Source organism: Sinomonas gamaensis (genome assembly GCF_005876955.1).
Lineage (GTDB): Bacteria > Actinomycetota > Actinomycetes > Actinomycetales > Micrococcaceae > Sinomonas > Sinomonas gamaensis.
Window position 1 is genome coordinate 136,317 of sequence record NZ_SSCL01000009.1, and the last position, 21,391, is coordinate 157,707.

Below are 21,391 nucleotides of genomic sequence, written 5' to 3' on the forward strand. Positions count from 1 at the left end.
AATCACAGGAGCCCGTTGATGCCCCGGATCGTTGTCGATGTCATGCCGAAACCCGAGATTCTCGACCCTCAGGGGAAGGCGATCGTCGGGGCGCTGCCGCGGCTCGGCTTCACGGCCTTCAGCGGTGTCCGCCAGGGCAAGCGCTTCGAGCTCACCGTCGATGGCCCGGTCACGGACGAGATCCTCGAGCAGGCCCGTAACGCCGCCGAGACCATGCTGTCCAACCCGGTCATCGAGGACGTGGTCAACGTCGAGGTGCTCGACGCATGAGCGAGACTCCCCTGATCGCCGACCTCGGGGGGAAGCCCGAGGAAGCTCCCCTCTCCGGCGGACTGTCTGGAGCGAAGATCGGAGTGGTGACCTTCCCCGGCACCCTCGACGACCGCGACGCCGCCCGCGCCGTGAAGCTCGCCGGCGGAACGCCGGTCGCTCTGTGGCACGCGGACACTGAACTGGGCGATGTCGACGCCGTGGTCCTCCCCGGCGGCTTCAGCTACGGCGACTACCTGCGTGCCGGTGCCATTGCCCGATTCGCGCCGCTCATGGCGAAGATCGTCGATGCTGCCAATTCGGACGCGAAGCTCCCCGTGCTGGGCATCTGCAACGGCTTCCAGATCCTCACCGAGGCGCACCTGCTTCCCGGCTCGATGGTCAAGAACGACCACCTGAAGTTCATCTGCCGCGACCAGGTCCTGCGCGTCGAGAACAACCGGACTGCGTGGACCAACCAGTACGACGAGGGCCAGGAGATCACCGTGGTCCTCAAGAACCAGGACGGCCAGTACGTCGCCGACGAGAAGACGCTCGACGAGCTCGAGGGCGAGGGTCGCGTTGCGTTCCGTTACGTCGGCTGGAACCCGAACGGCTCGCGCCGCGGAATCGCCGGCATCACGAACGCGGCGGGCAACGTCGTCGGCCTGATGCCGCACCCCGAGCACGCCGTCGAGCCCGGCTTCGCTCCCCTCGGCGCGGACGGTCACTACAGCACCGACGGCCTTGGCTTCTTCACGTCCGTCCTGAGCCAGCTCGTGGAGGCAAAATGAGCACGCAGACTGCCCCCAAATTCAACATCGACACTGTCGAGCACGCCGCCGAGACGCCGGACGTCGAGCTGCCGTGGGCCGAGCTGGGCCTCAAGCAGAACGAGTTCGAGGAGATCGTCAAGCTCCTCGGCCGCCGACCCACCGCTGCCGAGCTCGCGATGTACTCGGTCATGTGGAGCGAGCACTGCTCGTACAAGTCCTCGAAGGTGCACCTCCGCCAGTTCGGCGAGAAGCTCACCGACGAGATGAAGAAGGACATGATGGTCGGCATCGGCGAGAACGCCGGTGTGACCAACCTCGGCGACGGCTGGGCGGTCACGTTCAAGGTCGAGTCCCACAACCACCCCTCGTTCGTCGAGCCGTACCAGGGCGCGGCGACGGGGATCGGCGGCATCGTCCGCGACATCATCTCGATGGGCGCGCGCCCTGTGGCTGTCATGGACCCGCTGCGCTTCGGCGCGATCGATCACCCGGACACCCCGCGCCTCGTGCACGGGATCGTCTCGGGCATCGGCGGGTACGGCAACTCGCTCGGCCTCCCGAACATCGGCGGCGAGGTCGTCTTCGACTCCGTCTACCAGGCCAACCCGCTCGTGAACGCACTCGCCGTCGGCGTCCTGCGCCACGAGGACCTGCGCCTCGCGAACGCGTCCGGCGTGGGGAACCGCGTGGTGCTCTTCGGCGCCCGCACGGGCGGCGACGGCATCGGCGGCGCCTCGGTCCTGGCGTCCGAATCCTTCGACGACACGAAACCGTCGAAGCGCCCCGCGGTCCAGGTCGGCGACCCCTTCGCTGAGAAGGTCCTCATCGAGTGCTGCCTCGAGCTCTTCAAGCACTCGCTCGTCGAGGGCATCCAGGACCTCGGCGCCGCTGGCATTTCGTGCGCGACGTCGGAGCTCGCCTCGAACGGCGACGGCGGCATGCGCGTCGAGCTGACGAACGTCCTCCTCCGCGACCCCACCCTCACCCCGGGCGAGATCCTCATGTCCGAGTCGCAGGAGCGCATGATGGCGGTCGTGACTCCGGAGAACGTGGCCGAGTTCGAGAAGGTCATGGAGAAGTGGAACGTCGAGTTCTCGTGGCTCGGCGAGGTCACCGACTCGGGCCGCCTCGTCATCACCTGGGACGGCGAGACGATTGTCGACGTCGATCCCCGCACCGTCGCGCATGAGGGACCGGTCTACAACCGGCCGTTCAACCGGCCGGAGTGGCTCGACGGGGTCCAGAAGGACGCGTTCCGTTCTTCCGCGGCGGGCAAGGGCCTCCCTGCCTCCGGCAATGAGCTCAAGGCAGCCGTCCTGGAACTCATGGCCTCGCCGAACATGTGCGACAAGTCCTGGGTCACCAAGCAGTACGACAGCTACGTGGGCGGCAACACGACGCTTTCCTCCCCCGACGACGCCGGCGTGATCCGCGTCGACGAGGAGACCGGCCTCGGAGTCGCCATCTCCACGGACGCCAACGGCCGCTACGCCTACCTCGACCCGTACACGGGCGCGCAGCTCGCCCTTGCGGAGTCGTACCGGAACGTCGCCACCTCGGGTGCCGTCCCCATGGCCGTCACTGACTGCCTCAACTTCGGGTCCCCCGAGGACCCCGAGGTCATGTGGCAGTTCGCCGAGGCTGTGCGCGGCCTCGCCGACGCGTGCCAGACCCTCGGCATCCCGGTCACCGGCGGCAACGTCTCGCTCTACAACCAGACGGGCACGACGGCGATCCACCCCACCCCTGTGGTCGGCGTCCTCGGCAAGTTCGACGACGTCGCCCGCCGCACGCCGTCGGGCTGGCAGCAGAACGCGGACGGCCAGGCCATCTACCTGCTCGGCACCACGCGCGACGAGCTCGACGGCTCGGAGTTCGCGAACCTGCGCGGTCACCTGGGCGGCCTCCCGCCGAAGCTCGACCTCGAGGCCGAGAAGACGCTCGCCGCGATCCTCATCAACGCCTCTCGCGACGGCATGATCGACGCCGCACACGACCTCTCCGAGGGCGGCCTCGCCGCGGCCCTGTCCGAGATGGTGCTGCGCTTCGGCGTCGGCGCGCGTGTGGCCCTCGAGGAGCTCTGCGAGCGCGACGGGGTCGACGCCTTCACGGCGCTGTTCTCCGAGTCGCAGGCGCGTGCCGTCGTCGCCGTCCCCCGCTCCGAAGAGGTGCGGTTCAACGACATGGCGACTGCCCGCCGCTTCCCGGTGGTGCGCCTCGGCGTCGTCGACGTCCTCGCCACTTCGCTTGAGGTGCAGGGCCAGTTCGACCTTCCGATCGCGGAGCTCCGCGAGGCCCACGAGGGAACGCTGCCGAAGTACTTCGGCTGAGAAATCAGCATCGACTGCTCCGTAACTGTCGTTTTCAGCGCTCATAACGACAGTTGCGGAGCAGTCGTTTTTCCGCCCGGACGCCAGCCCCTCGCAAACAGCGCCCGACGAATCTTGTCCACGGCAGCTTTGCAGTCGTCTGTCATGTGTCGTTTCGAGATGCGCACTTCGGTCCAGCCAACTTCGGCATAGCGCTCTGACCTCGTGATGTCGCGGACCACCTGGTCCCCGCCGCCGTGGTGTTCGCCTTCGTATTCGGCCCCTACTCGGAACTCCGTGAAGGCAACGTCCGGTTTCGGCCCGCGGATGCCGCCCGGGCCCACAAGCTGCACGTTGAGTTGCGGCTCCGGAAGCCCTCCCCGCAGGCATGCGAGACGCAGGCGCGTCTCTTGGGGAGAGTCTGCGCCCACCCTGATGAGTTCGACGGCGAGCCTCGCCTTCCGGATCCCGCGCTTGCCCCTGTGCCGAGCGATGATCCGTCTGATGTCCTCGACTGTGCAGCATGGTTCAGATCGGTCGTCCAGTTCGGGATACGGGACCCGGACACACGCGTCGCCCAGCGCGACGAGGTCGTCCAGGCTCAGAGTCTCGGCGAGATCGAGCCAGAGACGTGCCGGGGTCGTGACCCAGATGCCCTCCTTCAGAGTCACCTCGTCTTCGAAGAGCTTCGCGCGGTGGACCACAATGTGCGGCCGATTCAGGTGGGCCGCGCGTTCAGGCCGAATCACGTGGTACCCGTCCGGACCGCGTTTTGGAAAGTCAGGGAGCCCGAACAGCGCCGCCGCGGTCCAGTGCGAAGCCGCGCATCGATCGTTGACCTCGACGAACGGCCGCACGGACACGCTCAAGGGGAGCTCCGTCGTCGTGCTGGGCGCCCGAATTCCACGCCCGAGGGGACGCAAGGAAGGATGACGCAAGCGTCGGGAGCTAACGCCCGAAGCGACCGCCTCAGTCACGGTGAACGGGCGAAGTGCAAGGGCTCCGGGCAGGGGCTGAGGAGTCTTCATAGACCAATCCGATCAGAAGCCCGGCCGACGGCATCAGAGTTATCCACAGCCCCTCATCGATTGCTCCATAGGTGTCGTTTTGGAGGCTCAAAACGACACCTATGGAGCAGTCGATGCAAGGGGGACTAGTCCTCGCTGTGCAGCTCCCGCCGCCGCGCGCTCAGAAGGTCCACCTCCGGGCGTCCGGCGACGAAGCGTTCGACGGCGTCGAGCACCTCGACTGCATGGGCTCGGTCTGCGGAGACGAGGGCGGCGCCGATGCGGGCGCGGCGGTGGAGGTCCTGATCGTCCACTTCCGCAGCTGAGACGTCGAAGCGCCGTCTCAGTTCCCCTACGATCGGGCGGACGACTGCGCGTTTCTCCTTGAGCGAGTGAACGTCTCCGAGGAGCAGGTCGAATTCGATCCACGCGATCCACATGCTGCCCATTCTTCCCGTGCCCGTGACAGTTGGTGCACCTGAGATGGATGAGGGGCGCAGTTGGTGTACCCGAAACGGGGTGGGTGGGGTTAGAGGGCGCCCAGGCGTGCGAGGCGGCGGCGCGCGGCAGCCTCACTGGGGCCGGTGCTCCCCAAAGCGCGGCCGACGACGGCGAGCGTGGCTTGGGCGGCCGGTCGCACCGGGAGCGGGAGGGGGCCGAGCGACGAGCGGCGCAGTCCGAGAAGGTCACGATACCGATCGTTCATCGAGTCAACAGCAGCCGCGAAGAGCAGTCGGTAGCCTGGGACGAGCAACGGGTCGAGGGGCGGGTTCCGGAGGAAGCCGACCACGTCGTCGACGCGGGGGCCGCCGGAAAGGCGGGCACCGTCGTCGTACGCGTCCATCCGCTCGCGCAGGCCGGCGAAGGATCTGGGCGGATCGGGAACGCCCATGAGCTCCGCAGCGATGGCCCACTCGGCGACGTAGGCGTCTGCCTCGGAGGCCGGAAGCGGGCCGCGGACGTATTCGTAGGAGCCGAGGAACGCGTCGGTGAAGGCGAGGTGCACCCACTCGAGAAGTTCGGGTTCGTTCGCCGAATAACGCCGCCGGACCCCACGCCCGTCGACGTACTGCCCGACCACGGCCTCGTGCACCCGCCGCACGTGCTGGGACGCACGTCGCGCGGCGACGGTGTCCCCGTAGGTGACGGTGAAGATCCAGCGGATCGTGCCCGCGAGCCGAGCGAGCGGATCCTCGCGGTAGTGCGAGTGGTCCACGACGCCCGCGAGAACTCCGGGGTGCAGGGCCTGGGTGAGGAGGGCGCGGATGCCGCCCATGATCGGGGTCATGTCGCTGTGGACCCGCCACGTCACCGAGTCCGGCGGGAAGAAGCCTGCATCATCCCCGTCCTCGAGGGCGAGTTCCCAGTCGGGAACACCGTCGGTCTGGCCGGAAAACGTCAGGCGCAGTCGGCGGCGCAGCGGTGCGAGAACGTCGATGCTCACATTTCAAGGGTGGCGCGGTGGGGGCTGACCCGGCAACACAGGGCGGACGCCTGCCGGGGACGAGGGCGCCCTCGTCCCCGGCGGGCGGGCCTACTTGGCCCAGTAGACGTGGTTGGTCAGGGGATGAAAGCTCTCCGGATCCGAGACGCTGACTGCCTCGCCGATCAGGATCACGTGGTCCCCCGCGTCCACCCGCTGCCAGAGGCGACACTCGATGCGCGGGACGTCGGCGGCCACGATCGGCGAGCCCAGCACGCCGGGCTCCCAGGCCAGTCCCGCAAACTTGTCCGTTCCCTTCGCCACGAAGCGCTGCACGAGTCCCCGATCGGCCTCGGACAGGATGTGCACGGCGAAGTTGTCGGTCGTGTTCCATACATCGAACGACGAGGAGCGCTTGTCCACGGCCCACGAGACGAGAGGCGGGTCGAGGCTGACTGACGTGAACGAGTTGCTCACGAGGCCAGCCAGGGTTCCTTCGCTCTGGGTCGTGATGACCGAGATCCCGGTGGCCCAATGCCCCATGGCGCGGCGCAGGTCCGCCCCGGTGACGGCTTGGTCCACGGATGTGACGGTCATGGCTTTCCTCCAGCAATCGGCCGGACGCCCGGGTGGCCGGGCGCCGTACTTGCCGCGGACGGTCGCCGCGACCGGATCCTCATCTGGGGCACCCCACTACGGGAGAGGGTTGCCGCCCGGCCAGCCAGAGCTTCACGCCGGGACTCTTGATCCTGATATTCACCCTACGGAAGCAACTTTGGAGAGGTAAAGCCTGTCCGTAACACGGACACACAACTTAGTGGTCGTCCACTCGTGACTTTCCGTGACGCTGTGTTGCGCAGCGGGCTTTGGCTGCTGGACTTGCGTGGGCGTTTAGTGGAGGCACCGCCACACCTTTCGGAGGACCTCCATGACCGCTGCCACGCCCGACCGCATCGCCTTCTGGGAGGACGCCGCGCGGCGGCTCGAGTGGGCTGAGCCTTGGCATTCGGCACATTCGTGGACGCCTGCGGATCTCGAAAGTGACACTCCGCCCGAGATCCGCTGGTTCGACGGCGGCAAGCTCAACGCCGCCGTGAACTGCGTTGACCGGCACGTCGCCGCGGGCCGAGGGGAGAAGGTCGCCCTGTACTTCGAGGGCGAGCCGGGCGACCGCCTCGCTGTGACCTACGCGGACCTCCAGCGCCGAGTCGCCCAGGCCGCCCACGCGCTGGAGGCGCTCGGCGTGCGGAAGGGGGACCGCGTCGTCGTCTATCTCCCGGTGCTCGTCGAAACGGTGGTGGTCACCCTCGCGTGCGCGCGCATCGGCGCCGTCCATTCGCTTGTGTTCGGCGGCTTCTCTGCTGAGGCACTGCGCTTCCGGGTCGAGGACACCGGCGCCAAGCTCCTCGTCACGACGGACGGCCAGTACCGCCGCGGGAAGGCCGTGCCCGTCAAGGCGAACGCCGATGCAGCGGTGCGCGGAGGCGCTGCGGCGGGTGACAACGGCATCGAGCACGTCGTGGTGATCCGGCGCACCGGCTCCGACATCGCCTGGACCCCGGGCCGTGACGTGTGGTGGCACGAGCTCGTCGACGGGCAGCCCGAGACCCACGAACCGGAGGCGTTCGACGCCGAGACGCCGCTCTTCATCATGTACACCTCCGGCACGACGGGGAAGCCGAAGGGCCTCGTCCACACGACGGGCGGCTACCTCACGCAGGCGTCGTGGAGCCACGAGTTCCTCTTCTCGAACCCGGACCCCGCGCTGCGGGACGCCGATGTGCACTGGTGCACCGCCGACCTCGCCTGGGTCACGGCCCACACCTACGAGATGTATGGGCCGCTCTCGAACGGCGTCACGCAAGTCATCTTCGAGGGCACGCCCAACACCCCGCACCCGGGACGCCACTTCGAGATCATCCAGCGCTACGGCGTGACGAGCTACTACACGGCGCCGACGCTGGTGCGCTCCCTCATGGGCTGGTTCCCCGACGGCGTGCCCGCCGACTACGACTTCTCCTCCATCCGGGTCCTCGGCACCGTGGGCGAGGCCGTCAATCCGGAGGCGTGGCGCTGGCTGCGCTCGAACCTGGGGCGCGAGGCGGGCGGCGATGTGCCGGGCGGCGTGCCGATGGTGGACACCTGGTGGCAGTCCGAGACTGGCGCAACCGTGCTATCACCGTGGCCCACCGACGCCTCGTTCAAGCCCGGGTGTGCTACGAGGGCTCTGCCCGGGCTCGCCACGGACATCGTGGACGACGACGGCGTCCGCGTCCCGCCGGGCGTCCAGGGCAACATCGTGGTCACCGAGAGCGGCCCCGCGATGGCGCGCACCGTGTGGGGCAACCCCCGGCGCTACCTCGACTCGTACTGGCGCAAGTACGCGGCGCAAGGCTGGTTCCTCGCGGGCGACGGCGCGAAGTTCGACGACGACGGCGACACGTGGATCCTCGGGCGCACCGACGACGTGCTCAACGTCTCCGGCCACCGCATGTCGACGATCGAGATCGAATCGGCGCTCGTCTCGCATCCCTCGGTCGTCGAGGCCGGCGTGTGCCCGGTCGCCGACCCGACGACGGGCCACGCCATCGCGGCGTTCGTTGTGCTGACCCGCGAGGCGGCCAGCGCCGCGGCCGACGATGCCAAGACCGAAGGGGACAGCGTCGCCAGCGCCCTCCGCGCCCACGTCGCACGGGAGATCGGTCCGATCGCGAAGCCGCGGGAGATCGTCGTCGTCCCTGATGTTCCCAAGACGCGCTCGGGGAAGATCATGCGGCGGCTGCTCACCCAGCTTTTCGAAGGCACGCCGCTGGGCGACACCACGAGCCTCCAGAACGAGCCCTGCATCGCGGAGATCGAGAAGGTTCTCGCGGCGCGCTGACCCTCCAAAGGTGACGGCGCAAGCGCTGCGCCGTCACCTCCGCAGGGTCCGGGCTCAGAAGAGCCGTGCCGGGGAGGCGCCGGAGTGCGCCATCCGCAGGGCGTCGTCGTCGCGGCGCTCGCGCAGCCGCGCGTCGACGGCCCCTGCCGCCTCGAACGATTCCCGCAGCCACGACCACGCCCGCCCCAGAGCCCGGCGAACGCGGACGAAGTCCGGCATGCCGATCAGATCGCCGGCGTGGTCAGGGAGCGCCGTGGGCGCGACGAGCGGACGGCTTTCGAGCCGGCGAGGAACGGAGGACGGCGCAACCAAGGCGACACCACCGCCGTCGCCATGCGGCTTTCGGGCCAGGCGACGCGGAATCGGACGAAGCGGATGGCGGACGGGAGCAGTCGCTGCGGCCCGTGATTCGACGGCGTGAGAGGCGGGAGTGCGGGTGTCTGTGGTGCTCATGTCAGCAGTCTGCGCGCCGGTCGAGAAGGGCGAAACGATTCGGTTCTCCCCGAATCCTCGACCCGGCGCCGCGCCGTTCTTACGCTGGTTCCATGCTCATCCGACTCACGAGCGAAGACCTCACCCGCGTGCGCTTCGAGGCGTCCCCGATGTGGGAGACCGTCACGAGCCTGCGCGCCTTGCAGCAGGGTACGCCGCTGCACCGGCCGTGGATCGAGGAGGCGAAGAAGCGCCTGGCAGACTCCACCGAGAGAAAAGCCAAGGACCACCTCCGGGTCCTCACGACGCTCGTGCAGCCGAAGGGCTTCATCGCCGATTCGCTCACTCCCACACCGACGCGGCAGGACTCATTCCCGGAGACGCTCGCCGCCGTGGCGGCCGTGCCCGCCGAACTGTGGCGGCGGGACATCGCGTTCCTCGAGAAGCGCGAGCTCCCCGATTACGGGCGACGGGTCATCGCTGAGTTCCGCGACGACGTCGACGCCGGCGTCCGCCGCGTGACCGCCGCCCTCGGCTGGTACTGGGCGACCGCCGTCGATCCTTATTGGCCGCGCCTGCGCTCGGTGCTGCTCGCGGACATCGATTCACGGCTCGAGGACCTCGCGCATTACGGCATCCAGGAAGTCTTCAAGACGCTGCACCCGAGCATCCGGCCCACGGAGCAGGGCCTCGAGATCATGCGCGACTGCGAAGCGAGCGACCGCCCCAAGCCCGGGGGCGGCCTCGTCCTGGTCCCGACCGCGTTCGTCTGGCCCTCCACGCTCGTGCTCCACACGGCGCCCTTCGTGCCGACCATCACGTACGCACCGCGCGGCGTGGGGCGCCTCTGGGAGAAGACGCGGGAGACGCAGGAGAGCCCCGTTTCCCGGCTTCTCGGGCGGACGCGCGCCCAGATCCTCGCGCAGCTCGACGTCCCGATGACGACGACGCAGCTCGCCTGCGCTCTTGACCTTGCCGCCGGGACGGTCAGCAGCCATTTGAAGATCCTCGCCGAGTCGGGGCTCACCGAGCCGGTGCGAGCGGGCCGCGAAGTGTTCTACCAGCGTGGCAAGGTGGGCGAGCAGCTCTTGGCCCGCGCGTGAGGTGGAGGACGCGCCTCAGCTCACCGCGGCGGCCTTCGCCTCACCGATGCTGTGCAGTGCGACGGGGGAGATTCCGTTCACGAACCAGTCGCCAAGCCCCCGGGCCTTGAAGACCACCGGGTTGTGCGTGGCCACCGTTCGGGCGTTGCGCCAGTGCCGGTCGAGCGCCTTCCCGCGAGCTACTGCGGACGCGCCCGCGGTGTCGAAGAGCTGCTGGGCTGCGTCAATCACGAGCTGCGGAACCGCGACCTGGGCGAGGTCGACGGCGACGGCGCCGCGCGCATAGCGTTCCTCCGGGGTCGCCTGCTCGCCCAAGGCAATGGCGGCGTCAAGCTCGCGCGCGGCCGCGACGACGGCGGACTCGGCAGCGAAGGATTTCGCCGCAAGCTGTCCCACAAGCTGGAGGATGAGTGGATCTTCGCGGTAGAGCTGGCCCGAGCCGGTGCTGAACGTCCTCGTGCGGTTGGCGACGAGCTGGGAGGCGTCGGCCACGACCGCCTTGCCGATACCTGCGAGGACGGTCAGGAGCATGAGCTGCAGGAACGCCGGCTCGTGCGTGGTTGATTCGGTGCGGGGAACGGTGTCCTCGCCCGGGACCGGCACATCGCGAAAGACGGCGGTACCCGTGCCGGTCATCTGCTGACCGAAACCGTCCCAGTCGTCCTGGATCTCGACGCCGGGATGATCTGTGGGCGCGATCGCGTAGAGGCGGCCGGACTCTCCCTCGATCGAGGCCATGACCGCCACGTAATCGGCAAAGATCGTTCCGGTCGTGTAGTACTTCTCGCCGGTCAGGAGGTAGCCCTCGCCCGCCGCTGGGACCAGGCGCGTCTGGACCGTGCCGAGCGCGTTGCCGCCGCGTTCGGTGGCGGCATTGCCGAAGATCGCCCCCTCTACGATGCGGCTGAACCAGCGGGTGCGGAATGCCTCGGGTTGAAGGGACACGGTCTCAACGAACGCGAAGTGCGAGCGCAGCAGGTGGGCCACCGACGAGTCCGCGGCTGCGAGCTCGATCAGCAGCCGCGCGAGGTCTTCCACGGAAGCCCCGAAGCCCCCGTACTCCACCGGGACGCGAAGCCGCCCGAACCCAGCGTCTTTGAGCCAACCGACCTGCTCGAAGGGCAGGGTCCGGTTCCGCTCGCGCTCCACAGCGCCCTCTGCAATCCGCGCGAACACCGGCCGAAAGCGCTCCGCGAGCTGGATGTAGGCCTGTTCGTGCCGAGACGAGCCTGTCATGTTCCCTCCTCCTGCCCGCCACCCCCGGGCGCGCCGTCGAACTATATTCGGCAGGGGTTGCCCGATCGGAGTGTGACGAAATAATTTGCATCGTTACGGTGTGATTCAGCACAATCGCAATGACCCATCCCGAGCGGCTGAGAGATCTGGATCTGTGACGCCGCAGCAACCCTGGCTCGTCCGCCGACCAAAGCCGGCGACGTCAAAGGTGCTACTGCCAGAAGCGATGGTGAGTGTCCCCCGCTCGCGTCGCGCCCGAGTTAAGGAGCGCAACCGTGTCCGATCACGTCATCGATTTCGAGACCCCCCTCAAGTTCGCCTACTGGGTGCCCAACGTCTCGGGAGGCCTCGTCGTCTCCACGATCGAGCAGCGCACCAACTGGGAGTTCGAGTACAACAAGAAGCTCGCACGCATCGCAGAGAACTCGGGCTTCGAGTATGCCCTCTCGCAGACCCGCTACGCTGCGAGCTACGGCGCGGACAAGCAGCACGAGGCCACCTCGTTCTCGCTCGCCCTCCTCGGCGCGACCGAGCGGCTCAAGGTCATCGCCGCCGTGCACCCGGGCATGTGGCACCCGGGCGTCCTCGCGAAGTTCGTCATCACGGCGGACCACATTTCGAACGGCCGTGCGGCCGTCAACATCGTCTCGGGCTGGCTCAAGGACGAGTTCGTGAACTTCGGCCTCGAGTGGCTCGAGCACGACGAGCGCTACGTCCGCACCGAGGAGTTCATCAATGTGCTCCGCGGCCTGTGGACCGAGCAGGGCTACTCGCAGTCCGGCAAGTACTACAACATCAAGGACTTCACGCTGAACCCTGCGCCCGTGAGCGTCGAGGGCCGACCGCACCCCGAGATCTTCTTCGGCGGCAACTCCACCGCCGCTCAGGCCGCCGCAGGCCGCACCGCCGACTGGTACTTCTCGAACGGTCGCGACATCGAAGGATTCAAGGCCAACATTGCGGGCGTGCTGGCTGCCGCGAAGGAGGGCCGGAAGGCTCCCCAAGCGCCACGGTTCGGCTTGAACGGCTTCGTCATCGCCCGCGACACCGAGAAGGAAGCGCACGATACCCTGCGCGAGATCATCGAGAAGGCCCACCGTCCCGCCGTCGAGGGCTTCGCCGCCGCCGTGAAGGAGGCCGGCCAGTCCACGAAGGACGGCAAGGGCATGTGGGAGGACTCGACGTTCGAGGACCTCGTCCAGTACAACGACGGGTTCCGCACGAAGCTCATCGGCACGCCGGAGCAGATCGCCGAGCGGATCGTAGAGTACAAGAAGATCGGCGTGAACCTGTTCCTCACGGGCTACCTGCACTTCCAGGAGGAGCTTGCGGCGTTCGGCCGCGACGTGCTCCCGATCGTGCGCGAGCTCGAGGCGGACCTGGCCCGCAAGAACGGCACGGAGCTCAACACCGAGCTGCTGCCGGTCACCGATCTCGCCGAAGCGGGGGCGAGCGCCTGATGGCCGAGCGTCAATTCGGCTTCCGGACCCGCGCTCTGCACGCCGGCGGCACGCCGGACGCCGAGCACGGAGCCCGCGCCGTCCCGATCTACCAGTCGACGTCGTTCGTCTTCAAGGACACCGACGACGCCGCCAACCTCTTCGCGCTCCAGAAGTACGGCAACATCTACTCCCGCATCGGCAACCCGACCGTCGCAGCTTTCGAGGAGCGCATCGCCTCACTCGAGGGCGGCATCGGCGCGGTCGCGACGTCGTCGGGCATGGCCGCCGAGTTCATCACGTTCGCCGCGCTCGCCCAAGCGGGCGACCACATCGTCGCGTCCTCGAAGCTGTACGGCGGCACCATCACGCAGCTCGACGTGACGCTGCGCCGCTTCGGCGTCGAGACGACGTTCGTGGACAGCACCGAGGCAGCTGACTTCAAGGCAGCGCTCCGGGAGAACACGAAGGCGATCTACACCGAGGTCGTCGCCAACCCCTCCGGCGACATCGCCGACCTTCCCGGGCTGGCCGCCGTCGCACATGAGCACGGAGTCCCGCTCGTCGTCGACTCGACGCTCACCCCGCCGTACCTCCTGCGGCCCATCGAGCACGGTGCCGACATCGTGATCCACTCGGCGACCAAGTTCATCGGCGGGCACGGCACCACCTTGGGCGGCGTCGTCGTCGAAAGCGGGACGTTCAACTGGGGCAACGGCAAGTTCCCCTCGATGACCGAGCCCGTGCCGAGCTACGGCAATGTCTCGTGGTGGGGCAACTTCGGCGAGTACGGCTTCCTGACGAAGCTCCGTTCGGAGCAGCTGCGCGACATCGGGCCCTCGCTCCCGGCTCAGTCGGCGTTCCAGCTCCTGCAGGGCGTCGAGACGCTCCCGCAGCGCATGGACGCCCACCTCGCCAACGCGCAACGCGTCGCGGAATGGCTCGCCGCGGACCCGCGTGTCACCTATGTGAACTACGCCGGGTTGCCTTCGCACCCGCAGCACGAGCGCGCGAAGGAGCTCCTCCCGCTCGGCGTCGGGTCGGTATTCAGCTTCGGCGTGAAGGGCGGCCGCGAGGCGGGTGCGCGCTTCATCGAGGCGCTCCAGATCGCAAGCCATCTGGCCAACATCGGCGACGCGCGCACGCTCGTCCTGCACCCGGCGTCGACCACTCACCAGCAGCTCTCCGCGGATCAGCTCGTCGCTGCCGGCGTCCCGGAGGACCTCATCCGACTGTCGGTCGGGCTTGAGGACGTCGAGGACATCCTCTGGGACCTGGACCAGGCCTTGGAGGCTTCGCAGCTGGACGACTTGGAGGCGGAGTTCGCCGCCCCGACCTACGACGGCGAGGCCTGCGCTGTGCCTAGTGTCCAAGACCGAAGCGTCGCCGGAGCTTCGAAGGGAGGCGCAAAGTGACCACCGCTCTCAGCCAACGCGCCTGGGTAGGCCCCTCGGCTCCGGAGCGCCTCCGGATCCTGCGGGAGACCAAGGTCATTGCGATCGTCGGGGCCTCGGACAAGCCGAGCCGCGCGAGCTACTTCGTCGCGACGTACCTGCTCTCGTCGACGAAGTACCGGGTGTACTTCGTGAATCCGGTCGTGAAGACGATCCTCGGCCAGCCGGTCTACCCCTCGCTCGCGGATCTTCCCGAGACCCCGGACCTCGTCGAGGTGTTCCGCAAGCACGACGACCTCCCCGGCGTCCTCGAGGAGGCCAAGGCCATCGGCGCGAAGACGATCTGGCTGCAGCTCGGCTCCTGGCACGAAGGGGTTGCGGCGGACGCCGAGGCCGCCGGGATGAACGTCGTCATGGACCGCTGCGTCAAGATCGAACACGCCCGCTTCCACGGAGGCCTGCACCTGGCGGGCTTCAACACGGGTGTCATCTCGAGCAAGCGGCAGGTCCTCGCCTAGCTCGCCGTCTCTCCTGTTGCGCCGTCAGCTTTGCAGGGTGCACACCCCGCAAAGCTGACGGCGCAAGGTCTTAACCCCATGCGAAGGCTGTGACGCCCTTAAGGGTCCCCACGAAGACATGACTTCCGGAGATCGTCGGGGTCACGAAGTGCGGAACGGGCCCGAGCTGGGTCTGCTGCCGAACATGACCGTCTCCCGGATCAAGTGCGAAGAGATTCCCGGTCTCGTAGTCGACCACCCACACCGCCCCGCCGCCGGTGACGGGCGAGCCCGCCGCGCCCAAGGGGAACCGCCAGCCAAGCTGGATTCCGGCAGGCGAGGTGACGTTCACCTGCCGCAGCGCGCCGATGCAGGGGACGTAGACGGTCATGCCCGTGACGGCAGGCGCACCGAACGCCCGGCAGACCTGCGCCTTCGCTGCCTCGCCACCGATGCCCCCAAGGTGATCGGCGGCGAGAAGGTAGCCGGTGCCTCCCTTTCCGTCCATGAAGACGTAAGAGCCCACGCGAACCGGAGTCATCGATCCCAGATCAGTGTCGCTCGCGTTCTCCTGGGCCCACCCGGAAGGCGCGAAGAAGTCCGTTCGCTTGAGCGAGGCGTCGAGCGAGAGGACGGAGTCCGAGCCGTCGTAGCTGGTGGTCGACTCGCCGTTGCCGACCCCCACGAGCAGCCGCGAGCCGTCCACCGCCGGCCCGCCCGGCGCCCAGATCCCGCCCTCGCGAGCGGTCGGCACCACGTAGGAATCGATCGTGCCGTCGCCGGTCGTCGGCACCGAGAGCACGGTGCCGGTGTAGTCGGAACAGTCTCCGTACAGCCCGCCGTAGGCGATGTAGACGCGGTTGTCGAGGAGCGCGAGCGCCGCCCGCTGCTGGTACGCGAGGCGGTCGCCCCGCGGCGGCTCAACCTCGCGCTGCACCACGAGCGAACCGTCCGCGGCGTCGAGCCCCACCAGCACGTGACTGCCCCCAGAGAGCTCCGCCACGGCGAAGACCAGTCCGGTCGCCGGATCGTAGACGGGCGTGCCCGTGATGCCCAGCGCGTCGATGTTCCCGCACGGAAGGGCAGAGAGCGGCATGGGCGGTCCGACGTTCCGCTTCCACACGACGTGCCCGTCGGAGGCGTCAAGGGCATAGACCGTGTTCGCCTCGGTCGCGGCGATGACCCGGCCGTGCACCACGAGAGGCTCGGCGTACACGGCGCCGTCCAATTGAGCGGACCACGCGTCGCGGAGCGTGCCCAAAGCTGGCGACGACGGCGCCGCACCGGTGCGGGCTGAGTCCCGGTGGTAGGTGGGCCAGTCGCCGTCGTCGAGCGGCTGAGGAGTACGCACCCCGGGGGACGCGGTCAGGGGGCTGACCGCAGAAGCGGTGGGTGCCGCCGTCGTCGTCTGCCCTGAGCAGGCGGAGAGGACGACGGCGAGCATGGCCGCCGCGAGCGCAAGCGCCCGGCCTCCCCTACCCGGGCAGGGGAACGTCCGGGGTGTCGTCGTCGCCACCGTAGGCCTTGTCCTCGAGGTCCTCGGCCTTCTCGTTGCCCTTGTCCGAGGCGACGCCGGTGTCCCGCTGGAGTCCGTCCAGCCGCTCCTGGCCCTCTGCGGGGGTCCCTTCCTCGCGCGGTTCCTCAGTCATGGTCCATCCTTCCGTCGATACCTTCATGATCCACCTGCCCTTCCTGACAGGCGCCAAAACTTCTGGCCACGGCTGGACTACCCTCGAAGGAGTGGGTCCCTCTCCAGCCCAGAACCGATTCCCAGACGTTCCGTCGTACGACGTGCACCACCGCCTGGTGACCACGCACGCCCGCGACCTCGGGCACAGCAATGCCCTGCTCGATGCCCTCGCCAGGCGCTCGACGACGAGCGGGCGCAAAGTCGAGTTCGAATTCGCCACGACGCCGTACGCGTTCTGCGAGGTGTTGTCGGTTGCGACTCCGGAGACCGCCGTCGCGCTTCTCGACGCCGGAATAATCGATGCCGACGAGGCCGTCGCGTTCCTCGAAGAGGCCGAGCTGGACGACCTCATCGAGGACAATGCGGAGGTGGCCGAGGCAGCCCTGCGGTGGTCCGCCCTGCCACGCGACGTGCTCGACCGGTTCGAGCACTCCCCCGAGACGTTCTACGAGGACCCCGAGGGCTTCGAGGGCAAGCTGCGCGAGGATCTGCTGGCCAAGCTTCGCTCGGACAAGGAGGTCTGGGCGGCGATCAAAGAGCGCAGGATCGCGCTGCAGGACCTTCTGCAGATCGGCATCACGCGCTTCCTCGAAGCAGAGGACGACGACGGCACGCTGGCCGAGATGCTTGCCGCCCTGCAGGCGGACCGAGGCCGGGCGATCCCGGCGGAAGCGATCAGCCAATGGATCGAGCGGTTCAGAATCGACGCGTCAACTCCGAGCGAGGTCAAGCAGGGTCTCTACCACCTCGCGTCCAGGCACGGGGCGGACTTCGCCGCGAAGATCCCGCCGGACGCCGTGCCAGAGGCCTTCAGGCTCTCGCGCGAGGCTCAGGCTCAGGGGCAGACAATCGAGGACGAACGCGGGCTCATCCTGTTCGGCGTGCGGGTTCGAGGGATGCACGGGTTGAGCTGAGGCACTGGCAGGTGACAGAAGTTGCATGCCATGCTTGGTCTGTGACTACCACCACAACCTCCGCCGAACCCGGCTACCGAGTCCTCAACCCCGCCACTGGAGAAGTCGTCGAGACGTTCCCGACCGCCACCGACGCCGATGTCGAGAACGCACTCTCCTCCGCCACGAACGCGTACCAGAGCTGGAAGGACGTTCCGATCGAGGACCGCGGCAAGGTCGTCCTCCGCGCCGCCGAGCTGTTCACGGAGCGGGCCGAGGAACTCGCCCGGATCATCACCACCGAGATGGGCAAGCCCCTCTCCCAAGCGAAGGCCGAGGCCGAGTTCGCCTCGGACATCTTCCGCTACTTCGCCACGGAGGGCCCGACGCTGGCGGCTGACCAGGAGATCAAGACGTTCTCGGGCGGCCGGGCGGTCGTGCAGAAGCTCCCCATCGGCCCGCTCCTGGGCATCATGCCCTGGAACTACCCGTACTATCAGGTGGCTCGATTCGCGGCGCCGAATCTCATGCTCGGCAACACCATCATCCTCAAGCATGCCGAGAACTGCCCCCGATCCGCTCTGGCGATCGAGCAGCTCCTGGCCGACGCCGGCGCGCCCGAGGGCGCCTACGTGAACCTCTTCGCCAGCCACGCCCAGATCGCTGCGATCATCGCCGACCCCCGCATCCAAGGCGTCTCGCTCACCGGCTCCGAGCGCGCCGGGGCCATCATCGGCGAGCTCGCCGGGAAGAACCTCAAGAAGGCCGTGCTCGAACTCGGCGGCTCCGACCCCTTCGTGGTCCTGGACGCCGAAGACCCCAAGGCCATCGCCGACACCGCCTGGGACACGCGTATGGAGAACACCGGCCAGGCCTGCAACTCCAACAAGCGCATGATCGTCACCGAGGGCATCTTCGAGGACTTCGTCGCCCAGCTCACCGCGCGCGCCCAGAACCTCACCCCCGGCGACCCCAGCAAGGACGACGACGGCACGTACGCCCCGCTGTCCTCCCGCGGCGCTGCGGAGACGATCGCAGAACAGGTGCGCGACGCCGTCGCCAAGGGCGCAACCCTCCACGCCGGCGGCGACCTCGCCGACGACGGCACCGCCTACTTCTCCCCCGCCGTGCTCACCGGCGTCACCCCCGAGATGCGCGCGTACCGCGAGGAGCTCTTCGGGCCCGTCGCGGTCGTCTACAAGGTCTCCGACGAGGAGGAAGCCCTCCGTCTGGCCAACGACACCCCCTACGGCCTCGGCGGCTCCGTCTTCTCCACCGACACCGACCGCGCTGCCCGCCTCGCCCAGCGTCTCGAGGTCGGCATGGCCAACGTCAACACCCCCGCCGGCGAGGGCGCAGAGATCCCCTTCGGCGGCGTCAAGCGCTCCGGCTTCGGCCGCGAACTCGGCCCCCTCGGCATGGACGAATTCGTCAACAAGCGCCTCTTCTACGTCGCCAGCTGATGCCCCCACCCCAATCGACTGCTCCGAAACTGTCGTTTTGAGCGCTCAGAACGACAGTTCTGGAGCAGTCGATGAGGGATGTCAGGCGCCCGCCGTCCGGCACGCGGCAACACCCTCGCGGGCCCACTCAGCCTGATCGGGCGTCCCGACGCGCTCCGCCCACTGCTCCGCCAGCTGGAACTCGACGAGCGCGCGATGCGCCTCGCCCGCGTCAAGAAGATGCCAGCCGAGATTCCCGTGGAGCGAGACGCACCAGCGCTGCGCTCGAGGGCTGTGGGCGCCAGAAGCGTACTCGATCCCGGCGCGCGCCCACGACTCGGCATGTGCCTCGTCGGCGATGGCCAGCATGTGCAACGCATCGGCAGTGAGGAACTCCTCGCCGAGGTGCTCTCCGAGCTCGGCCGCCTGCTCGAAGAGGGGAACGGCCATAGCAGCATGCCCGGCGGAGTTCAGCACCCGGCCTCGTTCAAGGAGGACCCGCACGGCAATCGTGGGGTCCTGCTCGCTGCTGATGCTGTCGAGAAGCGCGTCGGCCTCCTCGAAGCGGCCCTGCAAGCCGATGGCCCGCCCAAGCTGCGTGGCCAGCTCAGCCCGCTCGACGCCGTCGTACCTTGGATCCTCCAGTGCGCGGCGGAAGGCCTTCTCAGACGCGGCCGGATCCTGGAAGTCCCACAGGTGGTCCAACGCGGACTGATCCAGCGTCATCGGACCAGCCCCGACCAGCCGAGCGCCTCGCGCTGCCCCTTGGGGAGCGACGCGACCACGAGGTCGTAGGAGTCCTCGACCATGTCCCGGATCGCTTCGTCGCTCAGGTCCCCGTCCAGCCGCACCCCGTTCCAGTGCTTCTTGTTGAGATGCCATGCGCCGGTGATCTCTGGGTGCGCAGCACGAAGCTGGACGGCGAGCACTGGGTCGCATTTGAGCGAGATGGACAGTGGCCGCTGTTCCGGGCGCATGAGCGCGAACACCTTGGGCTCGACGGCGTACCCCGCCGATGCGGGCGGGCGCACCTTGAACACGGCTGTCTCGGGGCCGAAGGGATAGTCCTCGTAGGCACCGGGGAAGGACAGGCAGAGCTCTCTCACAGCATCGGCATCCATGAGCCTCAGCCTAGCCTCGAAGCCGGCGCATCGACTGCTCCACAAGTGACGTTTTGAGCCGCGAAAACGACAGTTATGGAGCAGTCGATACCAGGGGAAGAGGGACCTACTCCGCCCCGATGAACCGCTCGAGGTTCACCACCGTCAGCCCTGCGGACAGCTGGGCCGCGCGGAACGCCGCGAGGTCGTCCGCGAATTCGGGCCGGAAATGCATGAGGACGATGTCGCCCGGGCGGAGCCCATTGCCGTACTGGTAGTCCATCTTCCCGGCGTTCGACTTGGTCTCCCAGTCGATGAGCGCGCGGATACCAGCGTCGGCGCAGGCCTTCCGCATGGTGTTCGAGTAGGCGCCGCCGGGCGGGCGGAACAGCGTCGGGAGCCTGCCGAAGGTGGCCTTCGCGTACTCCTGCATCCCCTGGATCTCAGCCAGCTGATAGGAGTACGGCTTCGTGGACATGCCCGTGTCGTGGCTGACCGTGTGGTTCTCGACGAAGTCCCCATCCCGCATGAAGTCCCGGAAGAAGTCGGGATTGTCCTGGACGAAGTTCTTGGCGAGGAACATCGTGATCGGATAGCCGTATTTCTTGATGAGCGCGACGGCCTCCGGTCGCTTTGTCACGCCGTCGTCGATGGTGAGGAATACGACGGGCTGCTTCGTGGCCACCCGGGTGATCACGGGAACCAAGCCGTTCTGGATCGGCGGGAGCTTGAAGTCCGACGCGAACTGGGGGGCGGCCGGCACCGGATCGGTCGTCGCATCGGGATCATGGACCGTCAGGAGGACGTTGGGATCATCCGGACTCGGAGCGCTCGAGGGGGCGGACTGGGGCGCAGGCGCGCTCGCGCACGAGGCAAGCGTCCCGCCGAGGGCGGCGGTGCCCAGGAACGTCAGTGCCTTGCGACGTGACAGCGGCGCAGAAAAGGGGGCGGCGGGCATGGCTTCCCTAGGAGGAGGAGCGAACGGATCAATCCGAGATTACGCACAGCGCATGAACTACGGGGAAACAAGTCAAACGTGACGACGTCGGGCGTGTCGCCACGCTTCCTGGGCGGGGCAGGCGTTGACAACAACGTCAAGCCCGGCTGCTTTCGCACGCTCCACCGCGGCTTCGTCATTGACTCCGAGCTGGAGCCAGACTGCCTTGGCCCCGACGGCAATCGCCTGGTCGATGACGTCACCGACCCGTTGCGAATTCACAAAGCAGTCCACGACGTCGATTGGCTGCAGCTCGGCAGGGATGTCGGCGAGCTTCGCGTAGCCCTTCTCACCGTGGACGTCCTCTCCGCGGAGGTTCACGGGGATGATCTGATGTCCCAGATCGTCACGCAGGAACTCGGACACCGAATAGGCGGAACGCCAGTGGTTCTGGCTCAGGCCCACCACCGCCCATCGCCCCGGCTCATACATGAGCCGTTCGATGACCTCGGGATCGTTGACGTGTCCCATACCCGAAACACTACCCGGAGATGCTGGAAATAAAGCCAGAATCTGAACGAAC

The 21,391-nt window shown here is 67.9% G+C and carries 22 protein-coding genes and 1 riboswitch; of the genes, 10 read left to right on the forward strand and 12 right to left on the reverse strand.

What is annotated here, in order from left to right:
• Window positions 1–18: 18 nt before the first annotated feature.
• Genes purS through purL form a run of 3 tightly spaced genes read left to right on the forward strand, consistent with a single transcriptional unit; the run spans window position 19 to window position 3,355 of the window.
• Entirely contained in the window at window positions 19–270 is a 252-nt protein-coding gene (purS, locus tag E5679_RS13335) for a phosphoribosylformylglycinamidine synthase subunit PurS (protein ID WP_138416627.1), read from the forward strand.
• A complete protein-coding gene (purQ, locus tag E5679_RS13340) occupies window positions 267–1,043 on the forward strand; it encodes a phosphoribosylformylglycinamidine synthase subunit PurQ (RefSeq protein WP_138416629.1) in 777 nt (258 codons plus the stop codon). Before purS ends, purQ begins: the two co-directional genes overlap by 4 nt.
• Window positions 1,040–3,355 (forward strand): phosphoribosylformylglycinamidine synthase subunit PurL, encoded by a 2,316-nt coding sequence (gene purL, locus E5679_RS13345; RefSeq protein ID WP_138416631.1) that lies wholly within the window; start codon window positions 1,040–1,042, stop codon window positions 3,353–3,355. Before purQ ends, purL begins: the two co-directional genes overlap by 4 nt.
• 41 nt (window positions 3,356–3,396) lie before the next feature.
• On the opposite strand, the gene E5679_RS13350 is transcribed toward purL, so the two are convergent.
• From E5679_RS13350 to E5679_RS13365, 4 genes are all read right to left on the reverse strand, one after another.
• Window positions 3,397–4,197, reverse strand: coding sequence for a hypothetical protein (locus E5679_RS13350; RefSeq protein WP_249336131.1), 801 nt, complete (start codon window positions 4,195–4,197; stop codon window positions 3,397–3,399).
• A gap of 290 nt (window positions 4,198–4,487) precedes the next feature.
• Window positions 4,488–4,781 carry a DUF503 domain-containing protein gene (locus E5679_RS13355; protein WP_138416633.1) on the reverse strand — a complete coding sequence of 98 codons (294 nt, stop codon included), beginning with the start codon at window positions 4,779–4,781 and terminating at the stop codon, window positions 4,488–4,490.
• Window positions 4,782–4,870: 89 nt separating this feature from the next.
• On the reverse strand, window positions 4,871–5,779 hold the full coding sequence (locus E5679_RS13360) for an oxygenase MpaB family protein (RefSeq protein WP_138416737.1): 909 nt from the start codon (window positions 5,777–5,779) through the stop codon (window positions 4,871–4,873).
• Between the two features lie 96 nt (window positions 5,780–5,875).
• On the reverse strand, window positions 5,876–6,361 hold the full coding sequence (locus E5679_RS13365; protein WP_138416635.1) for a flavin reductase family protein: 486 nt from the start codon (window positions 6,359–6,361) through the stop codon (window positions 5,876–5,878).
• Between the two features lie 40 nt (window positions 6,362–6,401).
• Window positions 6,402–6,513, reverse strand: a riboswitch (SAM riboswitch).
• A 179-nt stretch (window positions 6,514–6,692) separates the two neighbouring features.
• On the opposite strand from E5679_RS13365, the gene acs reads away from it, so the two are divergent.
• Complete coding sequence (acs, locus tag E5679_RS13370) at window positions 6,693–8,645, forward strand: acetate--CoA ligase (RefSeq protein ID WP_138416637.1); 1,953 nt, start codon at window positions 6,693–6,695, stop codon at window positions 8,643–8,645.
• A 54-nt stretch (window positions 8,646–8,699) separates the two neighbouring features.
• On the opposite strand, the gene E5679_RS13375 is transcribed toward acs, so the two are convergent.
• Window positions 8,700–9,098: a hypothetical protein gene (locus tag E5679_RS13375; RefSeq protein WP_138416639.1), complete on the reverse strand. Its 399-nt coding sequence runs from the start codon at window positions 9,096–9,098 to the stop codon at window positions 8,700–8,702.
• A 92-nt stretch (window positions 9,099–9,190) separates the two neighbouring features.
• Here E5679_RS13375 and E5679_RS13380 point away from each other — a divergent pair, with 92 nt between their 5' ends.
• On the forward strand, window positions 9,191–10,180 hold the full coding sequence (locus E5679_RS13380; protein WP_138416641.1) for an ArsR/SmtB family transcription factor: 990 nt from the start codon (window positions 9,191–9,193) through the stop codon (window positions 10,178–10,180).
• Between the two features lie 15 nt (window positions 10,181–10,195).
• On the opposite strand, the gene E5679_RS13385 is transcribed toward E5679_RS13380, so the two are convergent.
• Complete coding sequence (locus E5679_RS13385; protein WP_138416643.1) at window positions 10,196–11,416, reverse strand: acyl-CoA dehydrogenase family protein; 1,221 nt, start codon at window positions 11,414–11,416, stop codon at window positions 10,196–10,198.
• 275 nt (window positions 11,417–11,691) lie between these two features.
• On the opposite strand from E5679_RS13385, the gene sfnG reads away from it, so the two are divergent.
• Genes sfnG through E5679_RS13400 form a run of 3 tightly spaced genes read left to right on the forward strand, consistent with a single transcriptional unit; the run spans window position 11,692 to window position 14,767 of the window.
• Window positions 11,692–12,876 (forward strand): dimethylsulfone monooxygenase SfnG, encoded by a 1,185-nt coding sequence (gene sfnG, locus E5679_RS13390; protein ID WP_212746951.1) that lies wholly within the window; start codon window positions 11,692–11,694, stop codon window positions 12,874–12,876.
• Complete coding sequence (locus E5679_RS13395) at window positions 12,876–14,270, forward strand: O-acetylhomoserine aminocarboxypropyltransferase/cysteine synthase family protein (protein ID WP_138416645.1); 1,395 nt, start codon at window positions 12,876–12,878, stop codon at window positions 14,268–14,270. Before sfnG ends, E5679_RS13395 begins: the two co-directional genes overlap by 1 nt.
• On the forward strand, window positions 14,267–14,767 hold the full coding sequence (locus E5679_RS13400) for a CoA-binding protein (RefSeq protein ID WP_138416647.1): 501 nt from the start codon (window positions 14,267–14,269) through the stop codon (window positions 14,765–14,767). Before E5679_RS13395 ends, E5679_RS13400 begins: the two co-directional genes overlap by 4 nt.
• Window positions 14,768–14,837: 70 nt before the next feature.
• On the opposite strand, the gene E5679_RS13405 is transcribed toward E5679_RS13400, so the two are convergent.
• On the reverse strand, window positions 14,838–16,262 hold the full coding sequence (locus E5679_RS13405; RefSeq protein ID WP_138416649.1) for an outer membrane protein assembly factor BamB family protein: 1,425 nt from the start codon (window positions 16,260–16,262) through the stop codon (window positions 14,838–14,840).
• The gene (locus E5679_RS20885; protein WP_171042379.1) at window positions 16,222–16,395 is read right to left on the reverse strand and encodes a hypothetical protein; all 174 of its coding nucleotides are present in this window, start codon (window positions 16,393–16,395) and stop codon (window positions 16,222–16,224) included. Before E5679_RS20885 ends, E5679_RS13405 begins: the two co-directional genes overlap by 41 nt.
• A gap of 25 nt (window positions 16,396–16,420) precedes the next feature.
• On the opposite strand from E5679_RS20885, the gene E5679_RS21295 reads away from it, so the two are divergent.
• Together E5679_RS21295 and E5679_RS13410 are read left to right on the forward strand one after the other, a co-directional pair.
• Window positions 16,421–17,350 (forward strand): hypothetical protein, encoded by a 930-nt coding sequence (locus E5679_RS21295; RefSeq protein ID WP_249336124.1) that lies wholly within the window; start codon window positions 16,421–16,423, stop codon window positions 17,348–17,350.
• 41 nt (window positions 17,351–17,391) lie between these two features.
• A complete protein-coding gene (locus tag E5679_RS13410; protein WP_249336125.1) occupies window positions 17,392–18,792 on the forward strand; it encodes an NAD-dependent succinate-semialdehyde dehydrogenase in 1,401 nt (466 codons plus the stop codon).
• Window positions 18,793–18,873: 81 nt separating this feature from the next.
• On the opposite strand, the gene E5679_RS13415 is transcribed toward E5679_RS13410, so the two are convergent.
• From E5679_RS13415 to E5679_RS13430, 4 genes are all read right to left on the reverse strand, one after another.
• Window positions 18,874–19,497, reverse strand: coding sequence for a tetratricopeptide repeat protein (locus E5679_RS13415; protein WP_138416652.1), 624 nt, complete (start codon window positions 19,495–19,497; stop codon window positions 18,874–18,876).
• Window positions 19,494–19,892, reverse strand: coding sequence for an MmcQ/YjbR family DNA-binding protein (locus E5679_RS13420; protein WP_138416654.1), 399 nt, complete (start codon window positions 19,890–19,892; stop codon window positions 19,494–19,496). The genes E5679_RS13415 and E5679_RS13420 overlap by 4 nt, the downstream gene beginning before the upstream one ends.
• 106 nt (window positions 19,893–19,998) lie before the next feature.
• Entirely contained in the window at window positions 19,999–20,829 is an 831-nt protein-coding gene (locus E5679_RS13425) for a polysaccharide deacetylase family protein (RefSeq protein ID WP_249336126.1), read from the reverse strand.
• Between the two features lie 72 nt (window positions 20,830–20,901).
• Window positions 20,902–21,339, reverse strand: coding sequence for a CoA-binding protein (locus tag E5679_RS13430; protein ID WP_138416656.1), 438 nt, complete (start codon window positions 21,337–21,339; stop codon window positions 20,902–20,904).
• Window positions 21,340–21,391 lie beyond the last annotated feature (52 nt).

Coding starts and splice junctions, on each gene's coding strand:
- purS (WP_138416627.1), top strand. CDS start 19: ATGCCCCGGATCGTTGTCGATGTCATGCCGAAACCCGAGATTCTCGAC.
- purQ (WP_138416629.1), top strand. CDS start 267: ATGAGCGAGACTCCCCTGATCGCCGACCTCGGGGGGAAGCCCGAGGAA.
- purL (WP_138416631.1), top strand. CDS start 1,040: ATGAGCACGCAGACTGCCCCCAAATTCAACATCGACACTGTCGAGCAC.
- E5679_RS13355 (WP_138416633.1), bottom strand. CDS start 4,781: ATGTGGATCGCGTGGATCGAATTCGACCTGCTCCTCGGAGACGTTCAC.
- E5679_RS13365 (WP_138416635.1), bottom strand. CDS start 6,361: ATGACCGTCACATCCGTGGACCAAGCCGTCACCGGGGCGGACCTGCGC.
- acs (WP_138416637.1), top strand. CDS start 6,693: ATGACCGCTGCCACGCCCGACCGCATCGCCTTCTGGGAGGACGCCGCG.
- E5679_RS13375 (WP_138416639.1), bottom strand. CDS start 9,098: ATGAGCACCACAGACACCCGCACTCCCGCCTCTCACGCCGTCGAATCA.
- E5679_RS13380 (WP_138416641.1), top strand. CDS start 9,191: ATGCTCATCCGACTCACGAGCGAAGACCTCACCCGCGTGCGCTTCGAG.
- E5679_RS13385 (WP_138416643.1), bottom strand. CDS start 11,416: ATGACAGGCTCGTCTCGGCACGAACAGGCCTACATCCAGCTCGCGGAG.
- E5679_RS13395 (WP_138416645.1), top strand. CDS start 12,876: ATGGCCGAGCGTCAATTCGGCTTCCGGACCCGCGCTCTGCACGCCGGC.
- E5679_RS20885 (WP_171042379.1), bottom strand. CDS start 16,395: ATGACTGAGGAACCGCGCGAGGAAGGGACCCCCGCAGAGGGCCAGGAG.
- E5679_RS21295 (WP_249336124.1), top strand. CDS start 16,421: ATGATCCACCTGCCCTTCCTGACAGGCGCCAAAACTTCTGGCCACGGC.
- E5679_RS13415 (WP_138416652.1), bottom strand. CDS start 19,497: ATGACGCTGGATCAGTCCGCGTTGGACCACCTGTGGGACTTCCAGGAT.
- E5679_RS13420 (WP_138416654.1), bottom strand. CDS start 19,892: ATGGATGCCGATGCTGTGAGAGAGCTCTGCCTGTCCTTCCCCGGTGCC.
- E5679_RS13425 (WP_249336126.1), bottom strand. CDS start 20,829: ATGCCCGCCGCCCCCTTTTCTGCGCCGCTGTCACGTCGCAAGGCACTG.
- E5679_RS13430 (WP_138416656.1), bottom strand. CDS start 21,339: ATGGGACACGTCAACGATCCCGAGGTCATCGAACGGCTCATGTATGAG.